This window comes from Brenneria sp. g21c3 (genome assembly GCF_040240345.1).
Taxonomy (GTDB): domain Bacteria; phylum Pseudomonadota; class Gammaproteobacteria; order Enterobacterales; family Enterobacteriaceae; genus Brenneria.
Genome location: NZ_JBEIAB010000014.1, coordinates 85,343 through 107,531, shown reverse-complemented (window position 1 = coordinate 107,531; position 22,189 = coordinate 85,343). Strand labels below are relative to the sequence as shown.

Here is a 22,189-nt window from a genome sequence, read left to right as displayed (position 1 = left end):
CAGTTCTCCGCTACGTAAGGCGGAGAACTGGTCGTTTATATTATTATGTAGCACGGATTGCGTTGCGTAAGGAAAACCCCAGCTAAATGAAGTTGCATTCTGTTCACGATACCAATACGCCTGACGAATCGGGCATCCAGGAACATAGCGACCCGCGTAGCCGGCACGACGATCCTCTGCTGGATAGCTTACTGATACTTTGCGCTTTGCAGGGGAAATCGGTCAGCAGATCAACACTCACGGCCGGTTTGCCGCTTGCCGCTCAACGTCTGTCGGTGAAATTACTCCCCAGAGCGGCGGCTCGCGCAGGCTTGCAAGGCAGAGTACTTAAGCGGCCGCTGGATAAAATTGCCGCAATGTCGCTGCCGGCGATGTTGTTATTACGCGAGGGAAGAGCAGCCATTTTATTGGGCTGGAATGCCGACGGCGATGCCCGCATCATGCCCAGTGAAACGGAAGGCGGGGAAATTACTGTCGATCGCCCGACATTAGAGCAGGACTATCTGGGGCTGGTGATGTTTGCCCAACCCCGCCATCAGTTTGATATTCAGTCCGACTCCCTTATCCCCCGCACAAAATCCTGGTTCAAAGATACGCTTAAACTCTCGCGCTTCCTTTATATGGATGCCGTGCTCGCCAGTTTGCTGGTTAATATTATCGCCCTGGCCACCCCGTTGTTTATCATGAATGTCTATGATCGGGTGGTGCCCAATCAGGCGACAGCCACCTTATGGGTACTGGCGACGGGGATTACCGGCGCGTTTATCTTTGATTTGATACTGAAGACCCTGCGCGGTATTTGTCTTGATATCGCAGGTAAAAAAACCGATCTGATTATCTCGGCCACGCTGTTTGAACGCATCACCGGGATGTCGATGAAAGCCCGTCCGGCGCGGGTCGGCAACTTTGCGCAGAATATCCATGAGTTTCAATCACTCAGAGATTTTCTTTCCTCATTAACGCTGACCAGCCTGATCGATTTCCCGTTCACGCTGCTCCTTTTGTTGGTAATCGGCATTATCGGCGGGCCATTGGTCTGGGTTTCAATCCTCGCCTATCCCATCGCGCTGCTTGCCAGTTGGGCGCTGCAAAAACCGCTAACGGCGGCGATTGAAAAAACCATGCACCTCGCCAGCGAGCGGCAAGCGACATTGATCGAAACGCTGAGCAGTCTGGACGCAATAAAAGTCAACAACGCAGAGAGCGAACGCCAGTATGTGTGGGAGCAAACCATCGGCAGCCTTAGTCGGCTGGAAATGCGCGCCAAAACATTGTCGTCGCTGGCCGTTAATCTGACCCAATGGATCCAGCAATTTGCCGGCGTCGCCATGATTGTGGTCGGCGTATATATGCTGATTGACGGCAAACTCAGTATGGGGGGATTAATCGCCTGCTATATGCTTAACGGCCGGGCGCTGATACCGATGGGACAACTGTCGGGGCTGGTCACGCGTTATCAACAAGCCCGTCTGACGATGACCACGACCGAACAAATGATGCAACTGCCGCAGGAACGCAATGAGCATGAACATCCGTTAAAGCGGGAAAACATTCGCGGCGGCATCGAGTTTCGCGATGTGACGTTTCATTACCCCGAGCAGAAAAACAGCTCTTTGCAGGGAATCAATATTTCCATCGCCGCTGGCGAAAAAGTCGGCATTATCGGGCGAAGCGGATCGGGCAAAAGCTCGCTACAGAAACTGATCGTCAATCTCTATCAGGCCGATACAGGCAATATTCTTATCGATGGCGTAGACGTACGTCAGCTGGATGTCAGCGATCTACGACACAACATCGGCTACGTGCCGCAGGATATCCAGCTTTTCAGCGGATCGCTGCGCGATAACCTGATTATCGGCGCTCGTTACGTTGAAGATGAAACCATGCTGCAAGCGGCGGAAATCGCGGGGGTTAATGAATTTGCCCGTCTGCATCCGGATGGCTACAACCTTCAGGTTGGCGAGCGCGGACAGCAATTATCCGGCGGCCAGCGTCAGTCGGTCGCGCTCGCGCGCGCGTTGCTGCTTGATCCGCCGATTCTGATTTTTGACGAGCCGACCAGCTCGATGGATAACACCAGTGAAGATCGGCTGAAAAAAGCGCTCGTTCCCGTCGTCGCCAACAAAACGCTGTTACTGGTGACGCATCGGGCGTCGATGCTGACGTTAGTTGATCGATTAATTATTGTTGATAAAGGGCGGATTATTGCCGATGGCCCGAAAGCCATCGTGATGGATGCCTTAAAAAAGGGACAGATCAATGCGTCTCGTTGAGTATGCCAAACGCATCAGGCGTTATTTTTCCGGACATGATGAAGACAGCCTTCACGCCATGCCCGAAGTCAGTCGCGCCATCGTGGAAGACTCTCCCAGAGTCATTCGCATCACCCTATGGAGCATCGGCGCTTTTTTTCTGTTTTTTATTCTATGGGCGGCTTTTGCCGACATTGACGAAGTCACCCGCGGCAACGGCAAGGCGATACCCTCCTCCCGTCTGCAAAAGATTCAGAACCTTGAAGGCGGTATCGTTACCGAACTGTTTGTTCGTGAAGGTCAGGTCGTTCAGCCCGGAGATCCTTTGCTGCGGCTTGATGATACCCGTTTCGCCTCCAACGTCGGGGAAACGGAAGCCGATCGCTTTGCGCTGATTTTGAGAATTGAACGTCTGAATGCCGAAATTAACGATCGGGAATTAACTTTATCCGCGGACATCGCGGCCCGATCGCCGGAAGTGGCCAAGGGCGAGCGGGAGCTATATAACAGTCGGCGTCAGCAATTCCACAATGAGATATCCGGGTTGGAAGAACAGTTGATACAACGCCGACAGGAACTGCGCGACTTCGTCGCCAAACAGAGCCAGTTTCGCAATAGCCTGAATTTGCTGCAACAAGAAATCAGGATGTCGGAACCGCTTATCGCCGAAGGCGCGATTTCAAAGGTGGAAGTGTTGCGCCTGCGCCGCGCGGAAGTGGAAACCAAAGGTCAGCTTGAATCCGTCACGCTATCCATCCCCCGCGCCGAATCGGCCATCAAGGAGATCGAAAACAAGATCCAGGAGACCGGCGGACGTTATAAAAGCGAGGCGTTAGCGCAGTTGAACGAAGCCCAGACCAATCTGAACAAGCTCTCGGCGACAGGCAAGGCGCTGGAAGACCGGGTCAATCGTACGCTGGTGGTGTCACCGGTACGCGGTATTGTGCAGCAAACTCTGGTGAACACCATTGGCGGCGTTATTCAACCAGGCAGCGATCTGGTGGAGATCGTTCCGCTGGATGACAAACTGCTGGTCGAGGCCAGAATCCGTCCTCAGGATATCGCTTTTCTGCATCCGGGGCAGGAAGCCATCATCAAACTCACCGCTTACGATTACACCATCTACGGCGGATTGAAAGGTCATCTGGAACAGATTAGTCCGGATACGGTAACCGACAAGGAAGGCAACAGTTTTTATATTATTCGCCTGCGCACCGATAAAAACTATCTGGGCAGCGAGGAGAAACCCCTGCTGATTATTCCGGGTATGATCGCAACGGTCGATATCATTACCGGCAAGAAAACCATTCTCAGCTACCTGCTGAAACCCATACTGCGCGCCAAAGCGGAAGCGCTGCGGGAAAGATAAATGCAAGGAGGTTACTGATAAACCTCCTGCCGCCATCATCATCCCCTACGTCAGCACGATCCCCGTCATTCCCGAGCAGTAGGCGGGAATCGGATTCTGCTGGCGACTTGTCGTATATGTGCAAGTGATCCCTGCCTACGCAGGAATCACGGATTAGGATTCGGTAGGTAGAGCTTCCTTTAATGACTTATTCAGTGAGCCGCAGTTCGGTAAGCGAACCGGCAATGGCGGCGAAAACGGCGGGCAAACTACTTACATTACTGGCATTGAAGTAAAAGTCCACCCCGCTGGCACAGTTGCTCATGACTTGAGTACCTTGTGACCCTACGTCATTACCCAAGGTTACCGTGTAGATTCTGATGCCGTTACCGTCGTTTTTAACATTCTGGCACAAGGCATTGATAAAACCGTCATAAGCACTGGTGCTTAATTTACCACGCTCTCTTTTCTCAACAACCGGCTCCATATATCTGTCTATATAGTCAGTATGGTAACCGATATCGGTACGGGTATCGGTATCATTGCAGTCTGTTTGCAAAGAACTGAACTGCGTTATCTCCCGCGGATCGTACATTTTTAGTGCATCTATCGGACACTGACGAAAAGGAATGATGCTATCGTATACATCTTTGACTGTACCTTTGTCTTTGACAGTGACTGTTGGATGAATTGTCTCCGAACGCGTCTGCATTCCTCCTTGCTCTTGATAGTCATAGGTCAATGTAAATTCCTCCGAATAGGAAAGATAAACAGGGGGTTTACTTATATTTTTATCGTTTAAGCCCTCGGGATAACCCCGTACTACAGGCCTATTCTCTCCATCCGATAGCAGTACGATAACCTTGTTCAACCTGTCGGGATTGGGATTACGCGGCCTGACGACATCCCCCCATCCCTGTTCGCCACGCCACGCTGGCGTTATCATACGCCATGCCCAGAGCAGACCAACGGGGACACCGGTATCGCCGTAAGAGGACATGCTATCGATAGCACTATCAATCACTTCCTTATTAGCACTCAGAAAAATCGCCGGAGCTTTGGTTTTTTCGGCTGGCTGTTTACAATAATTCGATTCCACCGCCAGATTGACCCGTATGGCATTATCGTTTTGTTCCGCCCATAAAATCTTCGATCCGCTAAAGCTACTAAGCCGTTTTAGCGTCTTACCGGAGCTGCTTGCAAACGGTTCATAGTTATAGCTATAAGTTAAAAATAGGGGTTGAAATCCGGCATCAGGCGTCAAAGCAGCGGCAGGCATCGGATTGTCTTGCGACCAGTTACCGCCTGGTTCGGCAATACAGCCCGACCAGATGTTTTGCAGATAATCTTCCGTTATCCTGATCCTGTCTTTTTGACTCGGATTTTTAACCCAATCCGCGTTCAACCATTTCAGCGCCTGTTCCTTGTCGCCAATCTTGACTGTGCCGGTAAACGGCACCAAACCGATATCGACCGTGTTTTGGGGTACGCCAGCCACCTGTTTATTGGCGGCGGTAAACAGGGTATTAACCAGCGTCTTGCTTGAGCTTTTTAGCACATCCATACGAGTCTTATAATCCACCCCGCTGGGATCGTCCATCGAACCGGAATTATCCAACGCCAGCACCATCTCTATGTCGCTGCGGGTGCGGCGCACCGCCTCATTTTGCGCCGAGAGATTAAATGCGGTTCTGTCGATCATACCCGTCACCAGCAGCGGCAAGGTGCCGGTGGCGGACATCGAAACAAGTTGCCCCCCGGTGGCATTGCCTGACTCATCCGTTTCTAAATCATACTTTATTATCACCTTATCTTTCGCGACGGAACTGCCGAGAAAGCCCTGCGGCATATTGCTGAAAAAGTAGCTGATGGCGTCGGCGCGCCAACTGGTTTCTTCATCCGAACCGGTGGGAACCGGTGTATAAGTATCCAGATTGCGTCCGGCGGAAATGACCGCCGTATCCAGCGCGTTCTGTAATTTACTCTGCGCCATGCTGTAGCGGATAAAGTCGATAGAGCCCAGCAGCGCCAGTAATATCACCGGGAAACAAAGCAGATAGGTCAGGGTGACGGCGCCACGCTGATCCCGTTGCAGGATAAGTAAAAACCGCTTTAATACGTTCATGGTTCCCTCCCTTGTCGTCATCATTCCAGGACGCACAATGAACTGAAACGCGGGCGATAGAATACCTCGCTGACAATTCGCTTCTCACCGCCCAGCGCCTGCCACAAGGCCGAACTGATGGCGAACGGGGTGTAGTTATAGAAAACTTCCACCGCGATCACCGAATCCTCCTTATTTTTAATGGCAGGAGCAGGGAAGTCTGTCGACGGTGTAAGCTGTGAAACGATACTGTGGCTATTGGTGCTGCCTTTATAGGCTCTTGACCAACAATTAGGCTTATCAGGCCAAACTAAATTGCCATTTTTATTAGAGGTCACTTGATAGAGACTGATAACCATTCCCCCGTTATTGTTATAATCAAGCGGAGTCATCAAGTCCGAGGCGATGGAGCTGTAGGTGCAAACCGACTTCAACAACGTACAGTCGGTGCCGTCATTTAACTTCGACTGCATAGACAGGCTGTTGGCCACTAAAAATGCCGTGCGATCCACCACCGACGCGGTTCTGAAATATTGGTACAACTCCCATGAGGCGATAATGACAAATACCCCGATAGGAATAAGCAATGCCGTTTCAACCGCCACGACGCCCCGATTGTCACGCCGAAAGCACCGTAATGTCGGTTGAATACCACGTTGCCAAAACTGGGAAAAAATGTTCATTACCAGGCTTCTCACTCATTCCGGATCAGGACGACCCGCTCGAAACGCACCTTGCTCAGCCCCAGCCAGGAGATAAAACCGGTCAGGCCGGGGCGATCGAATCCCAGACGATAAATCACCATATCGCCTCGTCCTCCGCTATCACATACCGGGATATAGTTCTCGTCGTACGCATCGCCGAACGCATTATCCCCCCCCGGGGTATAGACCTTTGCCTCGGCATAAACGTTACTGTCATCACTAATCCAGCCTGACAGGGTCTCGTTCATCACCTTGTTTACCGCCAGTTGGCACTCCCCGGTAATGCCGATACGCCCCAGGCGCGCCACCCGGTTGGCGGCCACATCCAGATGGGCGTCCGCCAGCATGATGAATGCCACCTCAATGGCGACAAAGATCACCGCAAACAATAGCGGCGCCGCCAGCGCGTACTCCAACGCGGAAACCCCTTGCTGGTTGCGGCGCAACCGCGACCACTGCCGTATCAAACGCCTCATGGCCGCCCCGCGCCGGCTTGCCCCATGTTCTGGCGCAGGTAGCGGTAAAACGCCAGATTATCCTGCACCATATCCTGCGACTGCGTGCTCATCAGGATATCTTCGGCGGCGTCGTCCCGCCCCAGCATGCCGTAAGCCAGCGCCAGATTATCCCTCTCCTGCGGCAACTTGCCGGATACGCCGGTAACCCCCAACAACGTGTTGATCGCCTCGCGCGGTTTGCCGCCAAGCGCCAGCGATAATCCCAGGTTATTGCGCAGCGCCGTATCGTCGGGATATCTCTGGAGTCCGCGCCGATAGGTGCTCTGCGCCTGACCATGATCCCCCGCCAGATCATAACTGACGCCCAGGCCGGACAACGCCCGAGGGTTGTCTGGAAAACGCGTGAGGATTGACTGGTAACGAGCAATGGCTTCCGGCAGATTGCGTTGGCGGATCTGGATCCTGGCGGAACCTAACCAGGCATCGATATTTTCCGGATCCAACCGTTGCGCCTTCACATAGGCGTTGTCAGACGCGCCAAATTCCCCCTGGAGGAAATGGGCGTCTCCCAGCCCCATCCAGACAGCGACGACGCCCGGATTACTCTGCGCCAAACGGCTATAAATCGACATCGCCAGCGTAAAGTCGCCGCTCTGCAACGCGCTGGAAGCGATGCGCAAATCGCCGGACTCCAACTCAGACTGGCTCTGAACACGTTTGCCGGACAACTGTGCGGATGGATGCATGGCCGCACAGCCCGTAAGCAATGTTGCTAAAAACAGCGCCATCGCTATTCGATATTTCCCGTCCATCGGTCTTCCCCTTTCCATTGTTTTTTCATTATTGTTGCTGAGCAAAAAAAGCGATCAGTCCCAGTACCGCCGGCCCCGCCGCCACAATTAACACCGTGGGCAGAATAAACAGCATCATTGGCAGGGTGATTTTCACCGCCAGTTTGGCGGCTGCTTCCTCCAGCCTCATCATCCTGGCGGTACGTTCGGTTTTTGCCAGAATGCGCAACGCCTGGGTGATAGCCGTGCCGTACTGGCGGGATTGCAGCAAGGTATTCACCAGGGTATTCATCGATTCCAGACCGGTGCGTTGCGCCAGTCGTTTCAGTACGACTTCGATATCGCTGCTGATCTGCAATTCGGCCGAGGTTAAACGTAATTCATCCGCCAACGCCGGACAGACGGTTTCGATTTCCACTGCGACCCGATGTATAGCGCTGTTCAGTCCCAATCCGGCATTGGTGCAAATCACCAGCAGATCGAGCGCATCCGGCAACCCTTGCTGAATCATGCGCTGACGCCGCACCACCATTCTGTCCAGCAGCACGCGCGGCAGCAGCAGCCCCAGATAGACCGCCGCCAGACAGAGCAGGACGCCGTAAATCCGCTCTCCCGCCAGCAAAGGCCAGATAAACACCCCCACCAGTGTCAGCAATACAGCGATTGACAGCAGAGCCAGCGCAATCATCACCATCAGCGCCTGCGGGTTGCGAAATCCGGCGGACACCAGCTTGCCGGCGATTTCCGTACGCTGGGCGATACTGAACAGAGGAACGGAACTGCCGATCGAGTTCAATGTGCTCATCAAACGCTGAGCCAGTCGACGCCGCTGTCCTGACAGCGTCGACGCCAGTTGCTGACCACTCTTGCGTGTTATTTCACCCCGCATGCGTTCCGTAAGTCTGGCGCGACGACTGGTGCGGGCATACAAATACAGCCCTACGCCCAACAGGGCGAACAGCAGGGAGCTTAGTTGCAGCAGAATCATGTCAAACCTCCATGCTGGCGATCTTGCGAATCGAGATCACCCCCAGCGACAGCATAATCCCTGCCGCCCACAGTAATTTTTGCCCCATAGGCGTATCGAACAACACGCTGATGTAATCCGGACTGAGCACAAACAGCGCGCCGGCGATAAAGAAAGGCAACGCGGTCAGGATAATGCCGGATAAACGCCCTTCGGCCGTCATGGCTTTGGTTTTCAGTCGCAGGTCGCGCCGGGCGCGAATAATGCCGGATAAGTTATCCAGGGCTTCAACCAGCGAGCCGCCGGTGTCGCGTTGTAATGCCAGGCAAACGGCGAAAAAAGAAAAATCCGGCAGTTCAATGCGCAGCACCGCATCATCCATGACCTCCTGAATATCGTTGCCCAGCAGCAGGCTATCGCCCATGCGGCGAAACTCCGGCCCAAGCGGCGCGTTGAAGCGTTCTCCGACATTGCGAATGGATTGCACCACCGGGATCCCGGCCTGACTGGCGCGGGTAATCGAATCCATCGCATCCGATAGCTGGCCAAGGAAATTGACCTGAAAGCGCTCCACCAGTTTGCGATAAAGAAAAACGGCGATCGCCAGCGGCGCCAGCAACAAAGCAACCGGGATGCTCCACCATGTGACCGGGATGAAACCCAGAAATAGCGACAGCATCATCAACAACAGCGTCGCCAGTGCGGCGCCGAACAGCTTCCGGCTACCCTGCGCGCCGCCGACGGTATCGATCCGGTTGAAATAGTAGCCTAAGGTACCCATCGCCTTACGCCGCCGATAGCGACGCGCCTCTGTCTGCGCCCGTTCCAAATCCTGCAAGATCTTCTTACGCGATACGTGACGCGATATCCCGGTAATCTCTTTCAATTTCTGGCGGATACGAACGGCGGATCGGCGGCGCAATACATCCATCAATACGATGATCGCCAGCCCGATCAGCAATGCGAAGGCGAAACATATTATGGTGACGACATCAACCGTGCTCATGGGTGCATCGCCTCCAGCAGTGCGGTTTCCATACCGAAATAGCGGGCGCGTTCGGAAAAAATGGGCCGCATGCCGCTGCTATCATAAGTTCCCCTGACTTCTTCTTCGTAAGCGCCGGCATCATAGTTGAAGCGGAATAACTCCTGCATCACGATGACATCGCCCTCCATGCCCGCCAGTTCGGTAATACTGGTGATACGCCGTGTGCCGTCGCGCATACGCTCAACCTGCACGATCATATGTACCGCGCTGGAAATCTGGCGACGAATGGAATACAGCGGCAGATTGCCGTTGGCCATCAATACCATGCTTTCCAGACGAATCAGGGCATCGCGCGGATTGTTGGCATGCAGGGTGGTCATCGAACCATCATGGCCGGTGTTCATCGCCTGTAACACATCAAGCGCTTCCGCGCCGCGGGTTTCCCCCAGAATGATTCTATCCGGCCGCATACGCAGGGCATTACGCACCAGGTCTCCCTGCGTTATTTTACCGCCGCCTTCCAGATTGGCCGGCCGCGTTTCCAGCCGTAACACATGCGGCTGCTGCAACTGCAATTCAGCCGCATCTTCCACGGTAATGATGCGTTCGGAAACCGAGATAAAACGCGACAACGCATTAAGCAGCGTGGTTTTTCCCGATCCGGTGCCGCCGGAAATGAGGATATTCAGCCGACTGGCCGCCGCGATTTCCAGCACCCGCGCCATCGCCGGGGACAGGCTGCCTTTCGCCGCCAGCCGCTGCAACGTCAGGTTTTTACGCGAAAACTTACGAATCGAGATCGACGCGCCGTCAATCGCCAGCGGCGGTAGAATCACGTTGACGCGGCTGCCGTCAGCCAGACGGGCATCCACCATCGGGCTGCTTTCATCCACTCGCCGACCCACCGATGAAGCAATACGCTGGGCGACGCTGACCACATGCGCGTTATCGCGAAACTTCAGCGGCGTCAGTTCCAGCTTGCCGAAACGCTCGACATAAATTTGATCCGGACCATTTACCATGATGTCGGAAATGGTGTCATCCTGTAGCAACGGCTCAATCGGCCCGACGCCGAACATATCATTAAGGATCTCCTGTCCCATCAGCTTCTGTTCGCTTTGCGTCATCGCCATCGCTTCCGCGACCACCGTTTCCGCGATGATCGCTTCCACGTCGAGCCTGACTTCATCACGCGTACGCTGTAATGCGCTGGAGACATCGATAGTGGCGAAGACGGTCTGCCGTATTCGGGCATAATGCACGGAGCGCACCACCGTATCCTCATTCCCCGGCAGACGATAAGTCGCCGGCGGCATTTCCTTGTCCAACAGCGCCTCCTGCTCGGTCAGTGCCTTGTTAGCTTGCTTGACATGCTCGCGTACGTTCGTTGCCGATACGCTTTCATCCGGCGGCGACACATCGTGATCCACGGGTTTACGGCCAAAACTCATGAAGACCTCTTAAGGCTCAGAGGCGACCACCATGCCGCTTTGGATTTACCCGGCGCTTCGCCGGTCAGGATGCCGGCAAGCTGTTTTATTCCCTGAGCAAACTCGCCGCGATCCGACAGCGGCTCCGCCAGATTCTCCGCCAGCGACAGCGACTGCGCGTCATAGCCGATCTGCACCGCAACCGGCAGATCCACGGCTTTGATAAAATCATCGCGATTGACTTTGTTACGGTTCAGCGGTTGCGGCTGGTTCACAATGTTGTATATCGTCGCCGGATTCGGATGCGCTTCGATATGGCGCGCCAGTCTGACCAGGGCTCTGGCCGAATAAACCGACTGCTCCGCGACGATACAGGCCAGGCTGGCATGGTGAAACGCCTCTGAGGACAGCGCGCCGCCCCGTTGCGGCACATCCAGAACGACATAGTGAAAATGCTGGCTCAGCGTTTTCAGTAATTCCCCCAGAACCCCTTCCGTCGCCTCATAGGGCTCCATGTAATCCAGTTCGGCGCCCAGCGCGTATAAGCGGTTGTCCGTGGTGCTGAGCGTTCGTTCCAGATACTGAAGATCCAGCCGACTGACATTTCCCAGAATCTCAACCAGCGCATTTCCTCCCGCCAGACCCAGCATGCTGATGCCATTGCCGCCGTAAAAATCGAGGTCGATATAAACCACCCGCCGATGGGCGCCGCCGGAGGATAATTGTCTGGCCAAATGCACGGCGACGCTGGTCGCGCCCACGCCGCCGCGCGTGCCGACGACCGCAATGGATTTGCCCAACCGCCGCTGCCGCACCGGATTGCGATCGTCGTCCTCCAGCACCCGGCGCAACAATTCCGTCCCCAGCGGTTTCACCAGATAATCCTGTACGCCGCGCTGCAACAGGTTACGATAGAGGCCGATATCGTTGCGTTCCCCCACCACATACACCTGTACTGAGGGTTCACAGGCATTGGCCAACCGATCCAGTTCATCCAACGGCCCGCTGGAACCGGAGATATCCACCAGCAGACGTTGAGGCGAACGACCCATTTTCTTCAGCCAGACGATAGCCTCGTCTATATTGCCTCTCTCAACCCGGCTATCCGTCACCGTACTGGTTTTGAGAAAACGAGTCAGTTCATCTTTACTGTCCGTATCCAGCACAAAGGCCGCAAAGCTCACCATACGCAGCTCACTGCGCTCTTTATCACCCAGTACACTCATATATCCGTATCCGTTTTAATCGCTAATATCCGCCGTGGACTCGGTTTCCCGCAGTGGTTCAACTTTATTTTCGCGATAGCGCGTTACCGCCAGCGACGCCGCATCCGCCTGCATACCGCTGTACCGCCGCGGCGACGTCAGATCCTGCGGACGGGCCAGGCTGGCCGCAAGATTGGTGTAAGTCGCGCAGCCGAAGGCAATCCGCCAGCGATCGTCATCCCGCCAGTCACGCTTAGGTTGCAGCATGCTCCGGCAATCAGGCGGAACCGCCACCCACGACTTCCCTCTCTGTTGCAGCTTGATAGAGGACACATCCGGCATGCCGTCGTCATCACGTTGCCATGAGCTACAGCCGGTGAGCAGACCTATCGCCCCGCCGATAAACAGTAAAACGAGATACCGACGCAGCCCGGTAAACATAACCATCATCACACTCCCTTTGCTATGGACGAACTTCCTCGACAGTGAGTTTTTAATACACAAAACCGGCCGATCCCGCTAAACGGGGAACCTTATTCTGCAAGGGGTCGACGCCGCTCTTTTTATTCAGAATATATTCGATGTCTGAATTCGCTCTCATGCTGTCCAACGGCGTCGCCAGTTGGTTGGCGGCGGTCGGACGCACCAGATACGGCGTCACAATAACGACCAACTCACTCTTGTTGTTTTGATAATTGGAAGAAGAGAACAGCTTGCCCAACACCGGAATGGAGCCCAGACCGGGGATTTTGGAAAGCACATCTCTGACGTTGTTCTGCAACAACCCGCCGATGGCGAAGCTCTGCCCGCTGGCCAGCTCTACCGTGGTTTCCACCCGCCGGACGGAAATACCGGGCACGCTCAGCCCATCCACTACAATGCTGCTATTGGAGTCGATCTCGCTGATTTCGGGACGAACCTTGAGACTGATGCGATCGTCCGACAAGACGGTTGGGGTAAAATCAAGCGCGACGCCAAACGGTTTGAACTCGACGGTAGTGGTGTCCGACTCCTGTCGGACCGGCACCGGAAATTCTCCGCCGGCCAGAAAACTGGCGGTCTGACCGGAGATGGCGGTGAGATTGGGCTCGGCCAGAATGCTGATCAGCCCCTCTTGATCCAACGCGTCGATCATGGTTTCAATCGAGGTACTGCCCGACTTGAACCCGCCGACGACGCCATAGTTGCCTGATGCCCCGGTATAGGTCGTCACCCCGCTGATGGCATCGGTTGAAGCAAAATCCCGCAATCCTCCCAATCCAAGCAGAAAGTTTCCCGGACTGGAGAGCACTTCCCAGTTCACGCCCAGTTGCTGCGTGACCGAACGCGACACCTCGGTGACCCGTACCCGCAGATGCACCTGAACCGGACTGGCGATCGCCAACGAGCTGAGCAATTCATCTTTCTCACCGAGATAGGGTCGAATGGTACGGGCAATCGCCTCGGCCGTTTCGGCGTTAGGCACCTGGCCGGCCACCATGATCGAACCTGGCGACGACGTCAGCGTCAGACGCAGTTTCGGAAAGCGCTGGCGTAATGTCGTTTGCACTTCGGACAGATTATGTCTCACCACAATGGTACGTCGAGCCAGTTGCTTGCCGGCATTATCCAGTATGTACAGCGATGTGGTACCCACCCGTTTGCCCAACACCAGCACCGAACCCGGCGTCGGCGACTGAACATCGGCGATTTCCGGATCGGCCACGAATACCGACGCCATATCGTCGGATATGTTAATCAACTCCCCCGCGCCGACGGATAGCGTCATCGCCTGCGTCTTGACGGAAACGCCCAATAATAAGCCGGCCAACGCCAGCACCAACATATGCCATGAAATTCTAGCGAGCATTAGTGACAAACTCCTGTTCCTGTCGTTGACTGCCGCGCATGATGATCACCCGTAGCGATCGAGGCGGACTGATTTTCCCTTCCGAGTCTGATACTGGCGCCCCATGTTCTCCGGCGCCCAATGCGCGGGAAACATCCCCGCCCCACACCGGGCGACTCTCATTTGCGCGCTCGCTATCCCACGCCACGACCGAGGCGGTTGCGCTCTGCACATTGTCTGAGATAACCGCATCCCGATCGTCCAGCGCGAAACTACGCAGCGCCATCGATAGATTCCCCAACTGCGCCGCCACGGTGACGGCTTCGGCGGCGCGCGGCGCCACTTCGACGGTAACGGTTCTGGCGCGGTTGGCTTTGCCGTTATCCTCCGTTTGCCGCTGAATACTCGAACCCACGGCAATAATACGCACCCGCTCGACCACCGTTTCACTGACGACCTGGCGCGCATCACGTCCGCGACTACCCGCCTGCGGGTTAAGACGCTGGGTCAGAATAATATCGACGAAATCGCCCGGCTGAATCAGTCCGGCATTGCCGGAAACATCATCCACCGGCACGGAAACCGCGCGCATGCCCGGCTTTAATACCGCAGCCAGAAAACCGGGGGCATCCGGACGGATAACATCACCGGTCAGAATCAACGCCCCTTCCTTTAATGGTTTCCTTACCAGCGCGCCATTCAGATTGGCGCCGGTACTGCCTTCACGCAGCGCGCCTTCCGGCACATGGTCCTCGGAATAGGCTTTCCAGCCCAGATCGCCCTCGCGCAGCAACAGTCCGGCCGGTAATTCAGCGGCGGCAACGCGCACCTGCACCGGTTTTTGCGGCGGCGCGCTGGCGCTGACAAACCAGATGCGGGCAACCGCGGCCAGCATTGCCGCCGCAAGCAGGATCAAGGAAAATTTCAATACTGAAGACATCAACAGGCCACTCCCGGCTTGATGATCAGATGGCTGAAAAAGCGACCTGTCGTTAAAAATCGAGGGTCGGATGGATGATGGATTAAGGCAACAGACCCCATCCCTGGCTGATTAACGCCGTTATCCCTCCGGCCACCAGTGCGACGCCGTAAGGCACCCCGCGCCGCGCCGACAGAATATGGCCAAACGACGGCAATGATTCTCTTGCCGGCGTCTCCGACGCCACCTGCGGCTTTCTATCCGCCAGCAGGTCCGCCAGCCACCCGGCAATGCCCAACAGCGCGCCGACCAGACCGATCGCTACCAAAACGGCGGCCGCCGACTGCGGCCCCGCCCATAACATTACCGCCACGCCCAATTTGACATCGCCGCCGCCGATGCCGCCGCGTACAAACGGCAACAGCAGCAGCAGAAAAACCACGACGGCGACTAAACCGTGCATCGCAAACTGAATCCAACTTATTTCCTGACTCCAGGCATAAACGGGAAACAACAGCGCGTAATAACCAATCCAGCGGTTAGGCAAACGTCGTTGGGTCAAATCGGCGCGTATTAATAGCCCAAACAGGGCTATTAATAACGCGGTGATAATTAGCTTTAAAAAAAGCATTTATAAAAAACGTTAGCCTTTAGGCGTAGCATCCACGGCCTTTTGAATAGATGTATTAGCACTTTTGAAAAGTGTTTCAATCTTCCCGCTAAATTGAGTTACACCTGTAGCCACTACCACCACAATCACCCCAGCCAGAATGGCATATTCCAGAGCCGATACGCCGCGCTCATCCTTCTTTAATGACTTAAATAATTTACGTACCATTTTTTCATTCCTTAAAAAATTAATATTAGTTAAACAACATCCGCGCACAATCAACCCGCGCCCGCCGGGTAAAATAACTCAACAGAGCGCCAGGTAAGATTATTTGCTTATACTTAATGCCCAAGGGTAATAATGAAAATTTCCTTATGTTACCCCAAAAAGACAAAACGAATCCTAATCCAAATTCAGGGCTTATCTCAATAAATTTGAGTTAAGTTTTTATTAAAATTTGATGAACATCACAAAAAAATGCAAGAAACAATTCAATAATTGTGCTATTAGCACAATAACTTACATGCAAACGTTACATTAGCATTGTTTAATAATTATTAATAAACACAACTATTTTAGCGTCAATGAGAAAAAAGTATCCTCCTTATACCTGACTCTATACGCGGATAATGACAAGAGTCTTACCCTGCCCTAGATATAGTGAAAAATTATTGCAATTAGTTCCTTTCGCCAATGGTAATTTCTCTATTCCGGTCAACAATGTTGTCTTTGCGACGATGATGACAAAATGACGAAAACCATTAAGTTAAAAAACACATTAACAATTTTATGGAGTGGAAAACCGGCCTTTTACCAGCCGGGTTCTTAAACTAATTATCACTGATGACGAAATCGGCAACGTCATCGGCAATGAATATCAGGGTAACGCATAGAGAAAGATATTAATTTAAAACCAATACTTTTAATTGCAATTATTGCATTATTAATGATTACTTAAATCATGATAAATTTGCGTCTGACCGGCCCCCATTGCTTTCGCCTGATACATTGCAGAATCAGCATTAATGGCTAATGTCAGGGAGTCTGTGCCGTGCTCAGGGTAAAGCGCAATCCCGATGCTACAGGAGATATCCATTTTTTTCCCTTCGATATCAAAAGGTTCATTTAATGCATGATGAATTTTTTCAGCAACGTACAGGGTGTTGTCCACCTCTTTGATACCTTGCAATAAAATAATAAATTCATCGCCGCTGCGCCGATATACCGTATCGGATTCTCTGACGGCGGTGCGCATACGCGCCGCTGCTTCTTTTAGTAACAGATCGCCGACGGCATGACCAAACGAGTCATTTATCTGTTTGAATTTATTAAGATCGAGGAACATCAACGCAATTTTTCTGCCTGTTTGCTTAGACAACAAAATCGCCTGTTCCATTTGTTCGGCAAAGGTTAAGCCATTTGCCAATGACGTTAATGAGTCATAATGCGCCAACTGGCGATAGTGTTCTTCACTGCGCCGCAACATATCAATGGCACGGTATCGCTCTATCGCGATGGATATTAATTGGGCCGACTTCTCTATGGAAAAAATCTCTTCATCATTAGGGACATAGACTTTTCGGTGATAAACGCTCAGTACGCCTAATACTTCTTTATTCTGCCCGTAAACCGGTTCAGACCAGCACGAGCGCAAACCCGCATAAAGCGCCAGACCTTTATGCAGAGACCAGTCCGGATGAACAGAGATATCATCTGTTATCACGCGTTTTCCGCGATAAGCGGCGGTACCGAACGAAGCCACGCCATTGGCAATCTTGACGTTATGAATCGCATTTTTATAAAAGCCGGGCAAACTGGGCGCCGACCCCAGAATCAGGCATTTTTTTTCTTTATCCACCAGCAACACCGAACAGACAATCCGGCCGGGATTTTTCTCTTCTATGCTGAAGATAATCGCATCAAGAATATCTTTTAACGGCGCTCCGCTTGATAAAAGCTCCAGAGCCCGATTATAGGAGTTATCGTGATGTTCCTGTATTTTTCTCTCCGTGATATCCAGCTTAACGCCGACATATTGCGTACAATTATTGGTTTTATTGTATATCTTTGCGATATTGGCCTTCTCCCAATACAGCTGTCCATCTTTGCGGCGGTTTATAAACTCGCCGCTCCATATTTCACCTTTATTTAAGGTAGACCAAAGATCTTCATAAACAGCCGCGTTAGTCATTCCTGAGCTTAATATATTCGGTTTTTTGCCAATAACCTCGTCGGGCATATAGCCGGACATACTCACAAACTGACGATTTACGTAAACGATCTCACAATTTTCATTCGCGATTACAATAGAAGCTGGGCTATATTCCGTTGCAAAGAACATCATATTGACAAAATCTTGTCTTTTCTGCTCTGCATTCAACTTTTGTTTAAGCTTTCTATTCTTTACAACAGACAGCAGTAGGAGTGCTGATAATATGGTTATTATTATAATTTCAGACACAATAACACTCTCCTCAGGTCCGAGAGGTCCTGATCGTGCAACTCACGGCACAGACGACGAAAAATCCCGGCAATAGCCCCTTTCCCCGTCGTTTTGCAGGATAACTGGCACATTTCCAGAGAGCGGAAAGGATAAAAGAAAAAAATCTCCAGATGACTGGAGGACTCAGAAGCATGGAAACATCAACATAAAAACCCCGCATTTCACTGTGTGCAGATAAGAAAAAAAATCCCAAAAAATGTTTAAATTTAATATTAGTAATGCTTGCGTTATAAGTTTCTCTAATGGGATTTAAAAATATGTCATGATCTACCTGATAGTACATTTTGACTATCCCGCCTTTGTAAGCAAATCATTTATACCAATAAATTTCATCGTTTTAATAAAAAAAATCTATCATAAAGCCGTTTTTGATCGTTCATAACAAACATTGATTTTTTTATCATTAAAAATCAATTAATTAAGTTAATAAAAAAGTCTACTGACTGGTGTCCTGACCTCGTTATCTCTTCCCCTGTAACCAGTCATTAAAACCATGTATCCAGCCAGTTAACAACATAAATCACGTTAAATAACAAAAAATCAAGATAAAATAATTATAAAAAGAACATCGACGAGATAACTTATCATTTATATTCATAAGTATAATTTATTGTTAAACATAGACCATTTATGCAATTGGCGAAAATTAATACCAGACAGGGAGGAAAATAAAAGAGGGATACAAATGCAGAGGAAATAGTGGTGTTGCAGGCAGATCACTAAATTAAATGTTCATTATTCAGAACTCTGTTTTTAGCGCCTCAAAGTTATCGAATGGTTGTGGACGCGACAGATAATACCCTTGTGCGGCATCGGCCTGCGAGGCTTTAACAATGGTCCACTCTTCCTGGGTTTCAATACCTTCGATAACCACATAGTTGCAAAATCGAGCGAGTAAAGAGATTAGCGCGGGAAAAACCTCACGACCTTCTCCACTTTGCTGTAGCAGGATAAAAAGTTCACGGGCAACTTTGATGCAATCATATTGCGCCAACATTAATGATGAAAAGTTCGCCACCCCGCAGCCAAAGTCATCCAACCATAACGTTTGTACTTCCGGAAGTTTGGTTAATGCTTCTTTCGGCAGTCCGCCCTGATTTTCCACCATTTCAAAGCGGAGCCAGGGCATGGCGGCAACAAGACGTTTAGCTTCATGGCTCTTCTGTAAAGCAAGCAACGTCATGCCATCAATGTTGACCGACGCCAGTAGATCGTCACGGGTAAAACGCAAGTGCCAATTCGATAGCAACTGTAGCTGTTCGACAATAATCTGTAAGCGTTCTTCCACATTGATATTGGCAAAGTATGTTTCGGGAGAGATAAAGGTTTGCGGCAAAGTCGGAGAAAAAACGGAGGTTAACAATTCAATAGCCATAAGCTTACCTGATGTGCGGTAAATTGGCTGAAAAGTATACCGCCGCAGGCATTGATTCCAGTAATCGGAACCCAATGACTCAACGTCCCCTTGCTGAGGCAGCAATAGCTTAAACTGATTAACATTCCCTTCCTGCTGCACTATGCGTTCCGCCATTAGACTGACATTGTTAATTATAAAAAAACTACGCTATACAGGTTATATCGTTATCGACTCTCCGGTCGTAAACTTTATTGACGATACAGAAAACCTGCCCCACATGAAAGCTGAAAACACAGGAGGATCAATATCATAATTAACTTAATTTGATTTTTAAATCAACAAATTAAAACCTAATAATCACACTTATATCAGTTGATTCGTATAGCCTAACGGATAAATCCAGCAGCAATTTAACGAACAGATAATGATTTTACCCCGTAACTTCGCACATCAAGAACGGTAGCGCGTGTTTTAACGGCTTTCAGCAGGTATAATCTGCGCCCTGTTTGTAAGGTAGAAGATTATCATGGCGTTACTCATCACCCATAAATGTATCAATTGCGATATGTGTGAACCGGAATGCCCAAACCAGGCGATATCAATGGGAATGGGCATTTACGAAATTGATGCAACCCGATGCACGGAATGTGTCGGACATTACGACACACCAACCTGTCAGAAAGTTTGCCCCATCGACAATACCATCATCAAGGATCCCGAACATCAGGAAGGCGCTGAACAGTTGTGGGAAAAGTATGTGCTCATGCACCATGCAGACAAGCTCTGAGCTTAACTTTCGATGATAACCGTTGCACAAGCGTAACGTCGCTCATCAGCTAATGTCACATGCACATGTTTTACGCCCAGATGGGTTGCCAACTCGGATGCTTTAGCAAAAAAACGCAGACTGGGTTTCCCCAGTTCATCGTTAAAAACCTCAAACTGAGCAAAAGCCAGTCCATTGCGAATGCCTGTACCAAAAGCCTTCGCCGCTGCCTCTTTTACGGCGAAACGCTTAGCAAGAAAACGGACTGGCTGTTGGTGCTGCTGGTATTGCGCCCATTCATTTTCAGTCAGGATACGACGAGCCAGACGCTCGCCCGAGCGCTCAATCACCGATTCGATACGGGCAATCTCGACAATATCCGTCCCAAGGCCGAGGATCGCCATTAACGACGGGCTTCCCGCATCAGCGCTTTCATTTCGGCCACCGCATCGCTCAATCCGCTCATAACCGCACGTCCGATGATTGAGTGGCCGATATTCAGCTCGTGCATTTCCGGCAACGCCGCGATGGGTTGTACATTATGGTATGTCAACCCGTGGCCCGCGTTCACTTTCAATCCTTTTTCGGTCGCATAGGCGGCGGCTTCGCGGATACGGTCAAATTCATATTGCCGGGTCCGATCGTCAGCGGCATCGGCATAGGCGCCGGTATGAATTTCAATATAGGGCGCGCCGCTCGCGATAGCCGCATCGATCTGTTTTTTATCCGCATCAATAAACAAGGAAACCTGGATCCCCGCCTGACTCAATCTGGCGACGGCGGCGTTCATCTTTTCCTGCTGGCCTGCGACATCCAATCCCCCTTCGGTTGTCACCTCCTGACGTTTTTCAGGCACCAGACAGCAAAAATGGGGCTGCAACTCACAGGCGATGCCGACCATTTCGTCAGTCACGGCCATTTCCAGATTCATTCGCGTTTGAATGGTTTTTCTCAGGATACGGACGTCACGGTCGGTGATATGGCGTCGGTCTTCACGCAGGTGAACCGTGATCCCATCCGCGCCCGCCTGTTCGGCTAAGAACGCAGCCTGTACCGGATCGGGATAGGCTGTGCCTCGGGCATTACGAAGGGTTGCGATGTGATCAATATTAACGCCCAACAACAGTTCTGACATGGTAAATCCTCGATAAAATAATGCGTAATACGAGGCAGTTTACACCGATGTCCGCGTTTCTGGGTATAAGAGAAGCTGGATTATTTATCAGAAGAAGGCGTTTTGGATAAATTAAGATTGGGTAAAAACTGGCGAAACAGTTCACGACTTTTCAGCGGTTTACCACCGAGGTAAGGTTTTAGCGCAATACGCGTAAACCGCTTGGCCGCCCGTAACGTCGCCGAATCGGGAAACTCGCGTGACGCAAGCGCACGCAATTCACGTCCGGTAAAACTAGCGTTATCGACGACCAGGCTGGCGATAAATCCTTTCTCTTCACGATATCGGTAGGTCATGGTATCCGCGACCGGCTCGCCGCTTCCCGCACAGTGCAGAAAATCCACGCCATATCCCAGATTCCCCAGCAAGGCCAACTCGAAACGACGCAGCGCCGGTTCGGGAGACGCATGTTGAGAAGCAAGCTGCTGTAAACAATCGAGATAATCAAAAAAGAGAGCGGAATAGCTGGTTTCATGCTCAAGAACGCGAATAAGCAACTCATTCACATATAAGCCGCTGTAGAGCATGATGCCGGAAAGCGGAAGCGCCAGAGAAACCGGCTCGGCATTACGTAAGGTTTTCACTTCGCCCCGACCGCTCCAGCGCGCCAGTAGCGGAGTGAAGGGTTGTAAGCTGCCTTTCAGACTGGAGCGACGGGCGCGGGCGCCTTTAGCCAGAACGCGAACCCGGCCGTCGCTTTCACTGAATAGATCCAGTAATAAACTGGTTTCGCTATAAGGTCGCCCATGTAAGACAAATGCGCGCTGCCAGCCTTCCATCGGCGC

General features: G+C 51.8%; 21 protein-coding genes. 3 read left to right on the top strand and 18 right to left on the bottom strand.

The annotated features are described in order from the left end of the window. Window positions 1-86: 86 nt before the first annotated feature. A complete protein-coding gene (locus ABRZ28_RS18355) occupies window positions 87-2,273 on the top strand; it encodes a type I secretion system permease/ATPase (RefSeq protein ID WP_330521082.1) in 2,187 nt (728 codons plus the stop codon). Beyond that, window positions 2,260-3,621, top strand: a complete 1,362-nt coding sequence (locus ABRZ28_RS18350) for an HlyD family type I secretion periplasmic adaptor subunit (RefSeq protein ID WP_319604287.1) — start codon at window positions 2,260-2,262, stop codon at window positions 3,619-3,621. Before ABRZ28_RS18355 ends, ABRZ28_RS18350 begins: the two co-directional genes overlap by 14 nt. Window positions 3,622-3,808: 187 nt before the next feature. On the opposite strand, the gene ABRZ28_RS18345 is transcribed toward ABRZ28_RS18350, so the two are convergent. The 15 genes from ABRZ28_RS18345 to pdeH form a co-directional block, all read right to left on the bottom strand. Next, window positions 3,809-5,725 (bottom strand): TadE/TadG family type IV pilus assembly protein, encoded by a 1,917-nt coding sequence (locus ABRZ28_RS18345; protein WP_330521081.1) that lies wholly within the window; start codon window positions 5,723-5,725, stop codon window positions 3,809-3,811. 20 nt (window positions 5,726-5,745) lie between these two features. Continuing rightward, the gene (locus tag ABRZ28_RS18340) at window positions 5,746-6,387 is read right to left on the bottom strand and encodes a TadE/TadG family type IV pilus assembly protein (protein WP_330521080.1); all 642 of its coding nucleotides are present in this window, start codon (window positions 6,385-6,387) and stop codon (window positions 5,746-5,748) included. Window positions 6,388-6,398: 11 nt separating this feature from the next. Further along, window positions 6,399-6,884, bottom strand: coding sequence for a TadE/TadG family type IV pilus assembly protein (locus tag ABRZ28_RS18335; RefSeq protein ID WP_330521079.1), 486 nt, complete (start codon window positions 6,882-6,884; stop codon window positions 6,399-6,401). After that, window positions 6,881-7,678 carry a tetratricopeptide repeat protein gene (locus tag ABRZ28_RS18330; RefSeq protein ID WP_330521078.1) on the bottom strand — a complete coding sequence of 266 codons (798 nt, stop codon included), beginning with the start codon at window positions 7,676-7,678 and terminating at the stop codon, window positions 6,881-6,883. Before ABRZ28_RS18330 ends, ABRZ28_RS18335 begins: the two co-directional genes overlap by 4 nt. A 28-nt stretch (window positions 7,679-7,706) precedes the next feature. Further along, a complete protein-coding gene (locus ABRZ28_RS18325) occupies window positions 7,707-8,645 on the bottom strand; it encodes a type II secretion system F family protein (protein WP_330521077.1) in 939 nt (312 codons plus the stop codon). A 1-nt stretch (window position 8,646) separates the two neighbouring features. Beyond that, window positions 8,647-9,630, bottom strand: a complete 984-nt coding sequence (locus ABRZ28_RS18320) for a type II secretion system F family protein (RefSeq protein WP_330521076.1) — start codon at window positions 9,628-9,630, stop codon at window positions 8,647-8,649. Continuing rightward, window positions 9,627-11,063, bottom strand: coding sequence for a TadA family conjugal transfer-associated ATPase (locus ABRZ28_RS18315; RefSeq protein ID WP_330521075.1), 1,437 nt, complete (start codon window positions 11,061-11,063; stop codon window positions 9,627-9,629). Before ABRZ28_RS18315 ends, ABRZ28_RS18320 begins: the two co-directional genes overlap by 4 nt. Continuing rightward, the gene (locus ABRZ28_RS18310; RefSeq protein WP_330521074.1) at window positions 11,060-12,268 is read right to left on the bottom strand and encodes a CpaE/TadZ family protein; all 1,209 of its coding nucleotides are present in this window, start codon (window positions 12,266-12,268) and stop codon (window positions 11,060-11,062) included. Before ABRZ28_RS18310 ends, ABRZ28_RS18315 begins: the two co-directional genes overlap by 4 nt. Before the next feature lie 15 nt (window positions 12,269-12,283). Further along, complete coding sequence (locus ABRZ28_RS18305; RefSeq protein ID WP_319604298.1) at window positions 12,284-12,697, bottom strand: CpaD family pilus assembly lipoprotein; 414 nt, start codon at window positions 12,695-12,697, stop codon at window positions 12,284-12,286. A gap of 43 nt (window positions 12,698-12,740) precedes the next feature. Next, on the bottom strand, window positions 12,741-14,096 hold the full coding sequence (locus tag ABRZ28_RS18300; protein WP_319604299.1) for a type II and III secretion system protein family protein: 1,356 nt from the start codon (window positions 14,094-14,096) through the stop codon (window positions 12,741-12,743). After that, window positions 14,086-15,015 carry a Flp pilus assembly protein CpaB gene (gene cpaB, locus ABRZ28_RS18295; RefSeq protein WP_319604301.1) on the bottom strand — a complete coding sequence of 310 codons (930 nt, stop codon included), beginning with the start codon at window positions 15,013-15,015 and terminating at the stop codon, window positions 14,086-14,088. The genes ABRZ28_RS18300 and cpaB overlap by 11 nt, the downstream gene beginning before the upstream one ends. An 82-nt stretch (window positions 15,016-15,097) precedes the next feature. Further along, complete coding sequence (locus tag ABRZ28_RS18290) at window positions 15,098-15,625, bottom strand: A24 family peptidase (protein ID WP_330521072.1); 528 nt, start codon at window positions 15,623-15,625, stop codon at window positions 15,098-15,100. Between the two features lie 12 nt (window positions 15,626-15,637). Further along, on the bottom strand, window positions 15,638-15,832 hold the full coding sequence (locus ABRZ28_RS18285; RefSeq protein WP_330521071.1) for a Flp family type IVb pilin: 195 nt from the start codon (window positions 15,830-15,832) through the stop codon (window positions 15,638-15,640). A gap of 715 nt (window positions 15,833-16,547) precedes the next feature. Then, window positions 16,548-18,065: a sensor domain-containing protein gene (locus ABRZ28_RS18280; protein ID WP_330521070.1), complete on the bottom strand. Its 1,518-nt coding sequence runs from the start codon at window positions 18,063-18,065 to the stop codon at window positions 16,548-16,550. Window positions 18,066-18,846: 781 nt separating this feature from the next. Next, window positions 18,847-19,638: a cyclic-guanylate-specific phosphodiesterase gene (pdeH, locus tag ABRZ28_RS18275; RefSeq protein WP_319604305.1), complete on the bottom strand. Its 792-nt coding sequence runs from the start codon at window positions 19,636-19,638 to the stop codon at window positions 18,847-18,849. 352 nt (window positions 19,639-19,990) lie between these two features. Here pdeH and ABRZ28_RS18270 point away from each other — a divergent pair, with 352 nt between their 5' ends. Next, a complete protein-coding gene (locus ABRZ28_RS18270) occupies window positions 19,991-20,251 on the top strand; it encodes a YfhL family 4Fe-4S dicluster ferredoxin (RefSeq protein ID WP_330521069.1) in 261 nt (86 codons plus the stop codon). Window positions 20,252-20,253: 2 nt separating this feature from the next. Here ABRZ28_RS18270 and acpS read toward each other — a convergent pair whose 3' ends face one another. The 3 genes from acpS to recO all read right to left on the bottom strand — a co-directional run bounded on the left by acpS (window position 20,254) and on the right by recO (window position 22,183). Then, window positions 20,254-20,634: a holo-ACP synthase gene (gene acpS, locus ABRZ28_RS18265; RefSeq protein WP_319604307.1), complete on the bottom strand. Its 381-nt coding sequence runs from the start codon at window positions 20,632-20,634 to the stop codon at window positions 20,254-20,256. Beyond that, window positions 20,634-21,365, bottom strand: coding sequence for a pyridoxine 5'-phosphate synthase (gene pdxJ, locus ABRZ28_RS18260; RefSeq protein WP_319604308.1), 732 nt, complete (start codon window positions 21,363-21,365; stop codon window positions 20,634-20,636). The genes acpS and pdxJ overlap by 1 nt, the downstream gene beginning before the upstream one ends. Window positions 21,366-21,445: 80 nt before the next feature. Beyond that, window positions 21,446-22,183, bottom strand: a complete 738-nt coding sequence (gene recO, locus ABRZ28_RS18255) for a DNA repair protein RecO (RefSeq protein ID WP_319604309.1) — start codon at window positions 22,181-22,183, stop codon at window positions 21,446-21,448. Window positions 22,184-22,189 lie beyond the last annotated feature (6 nt).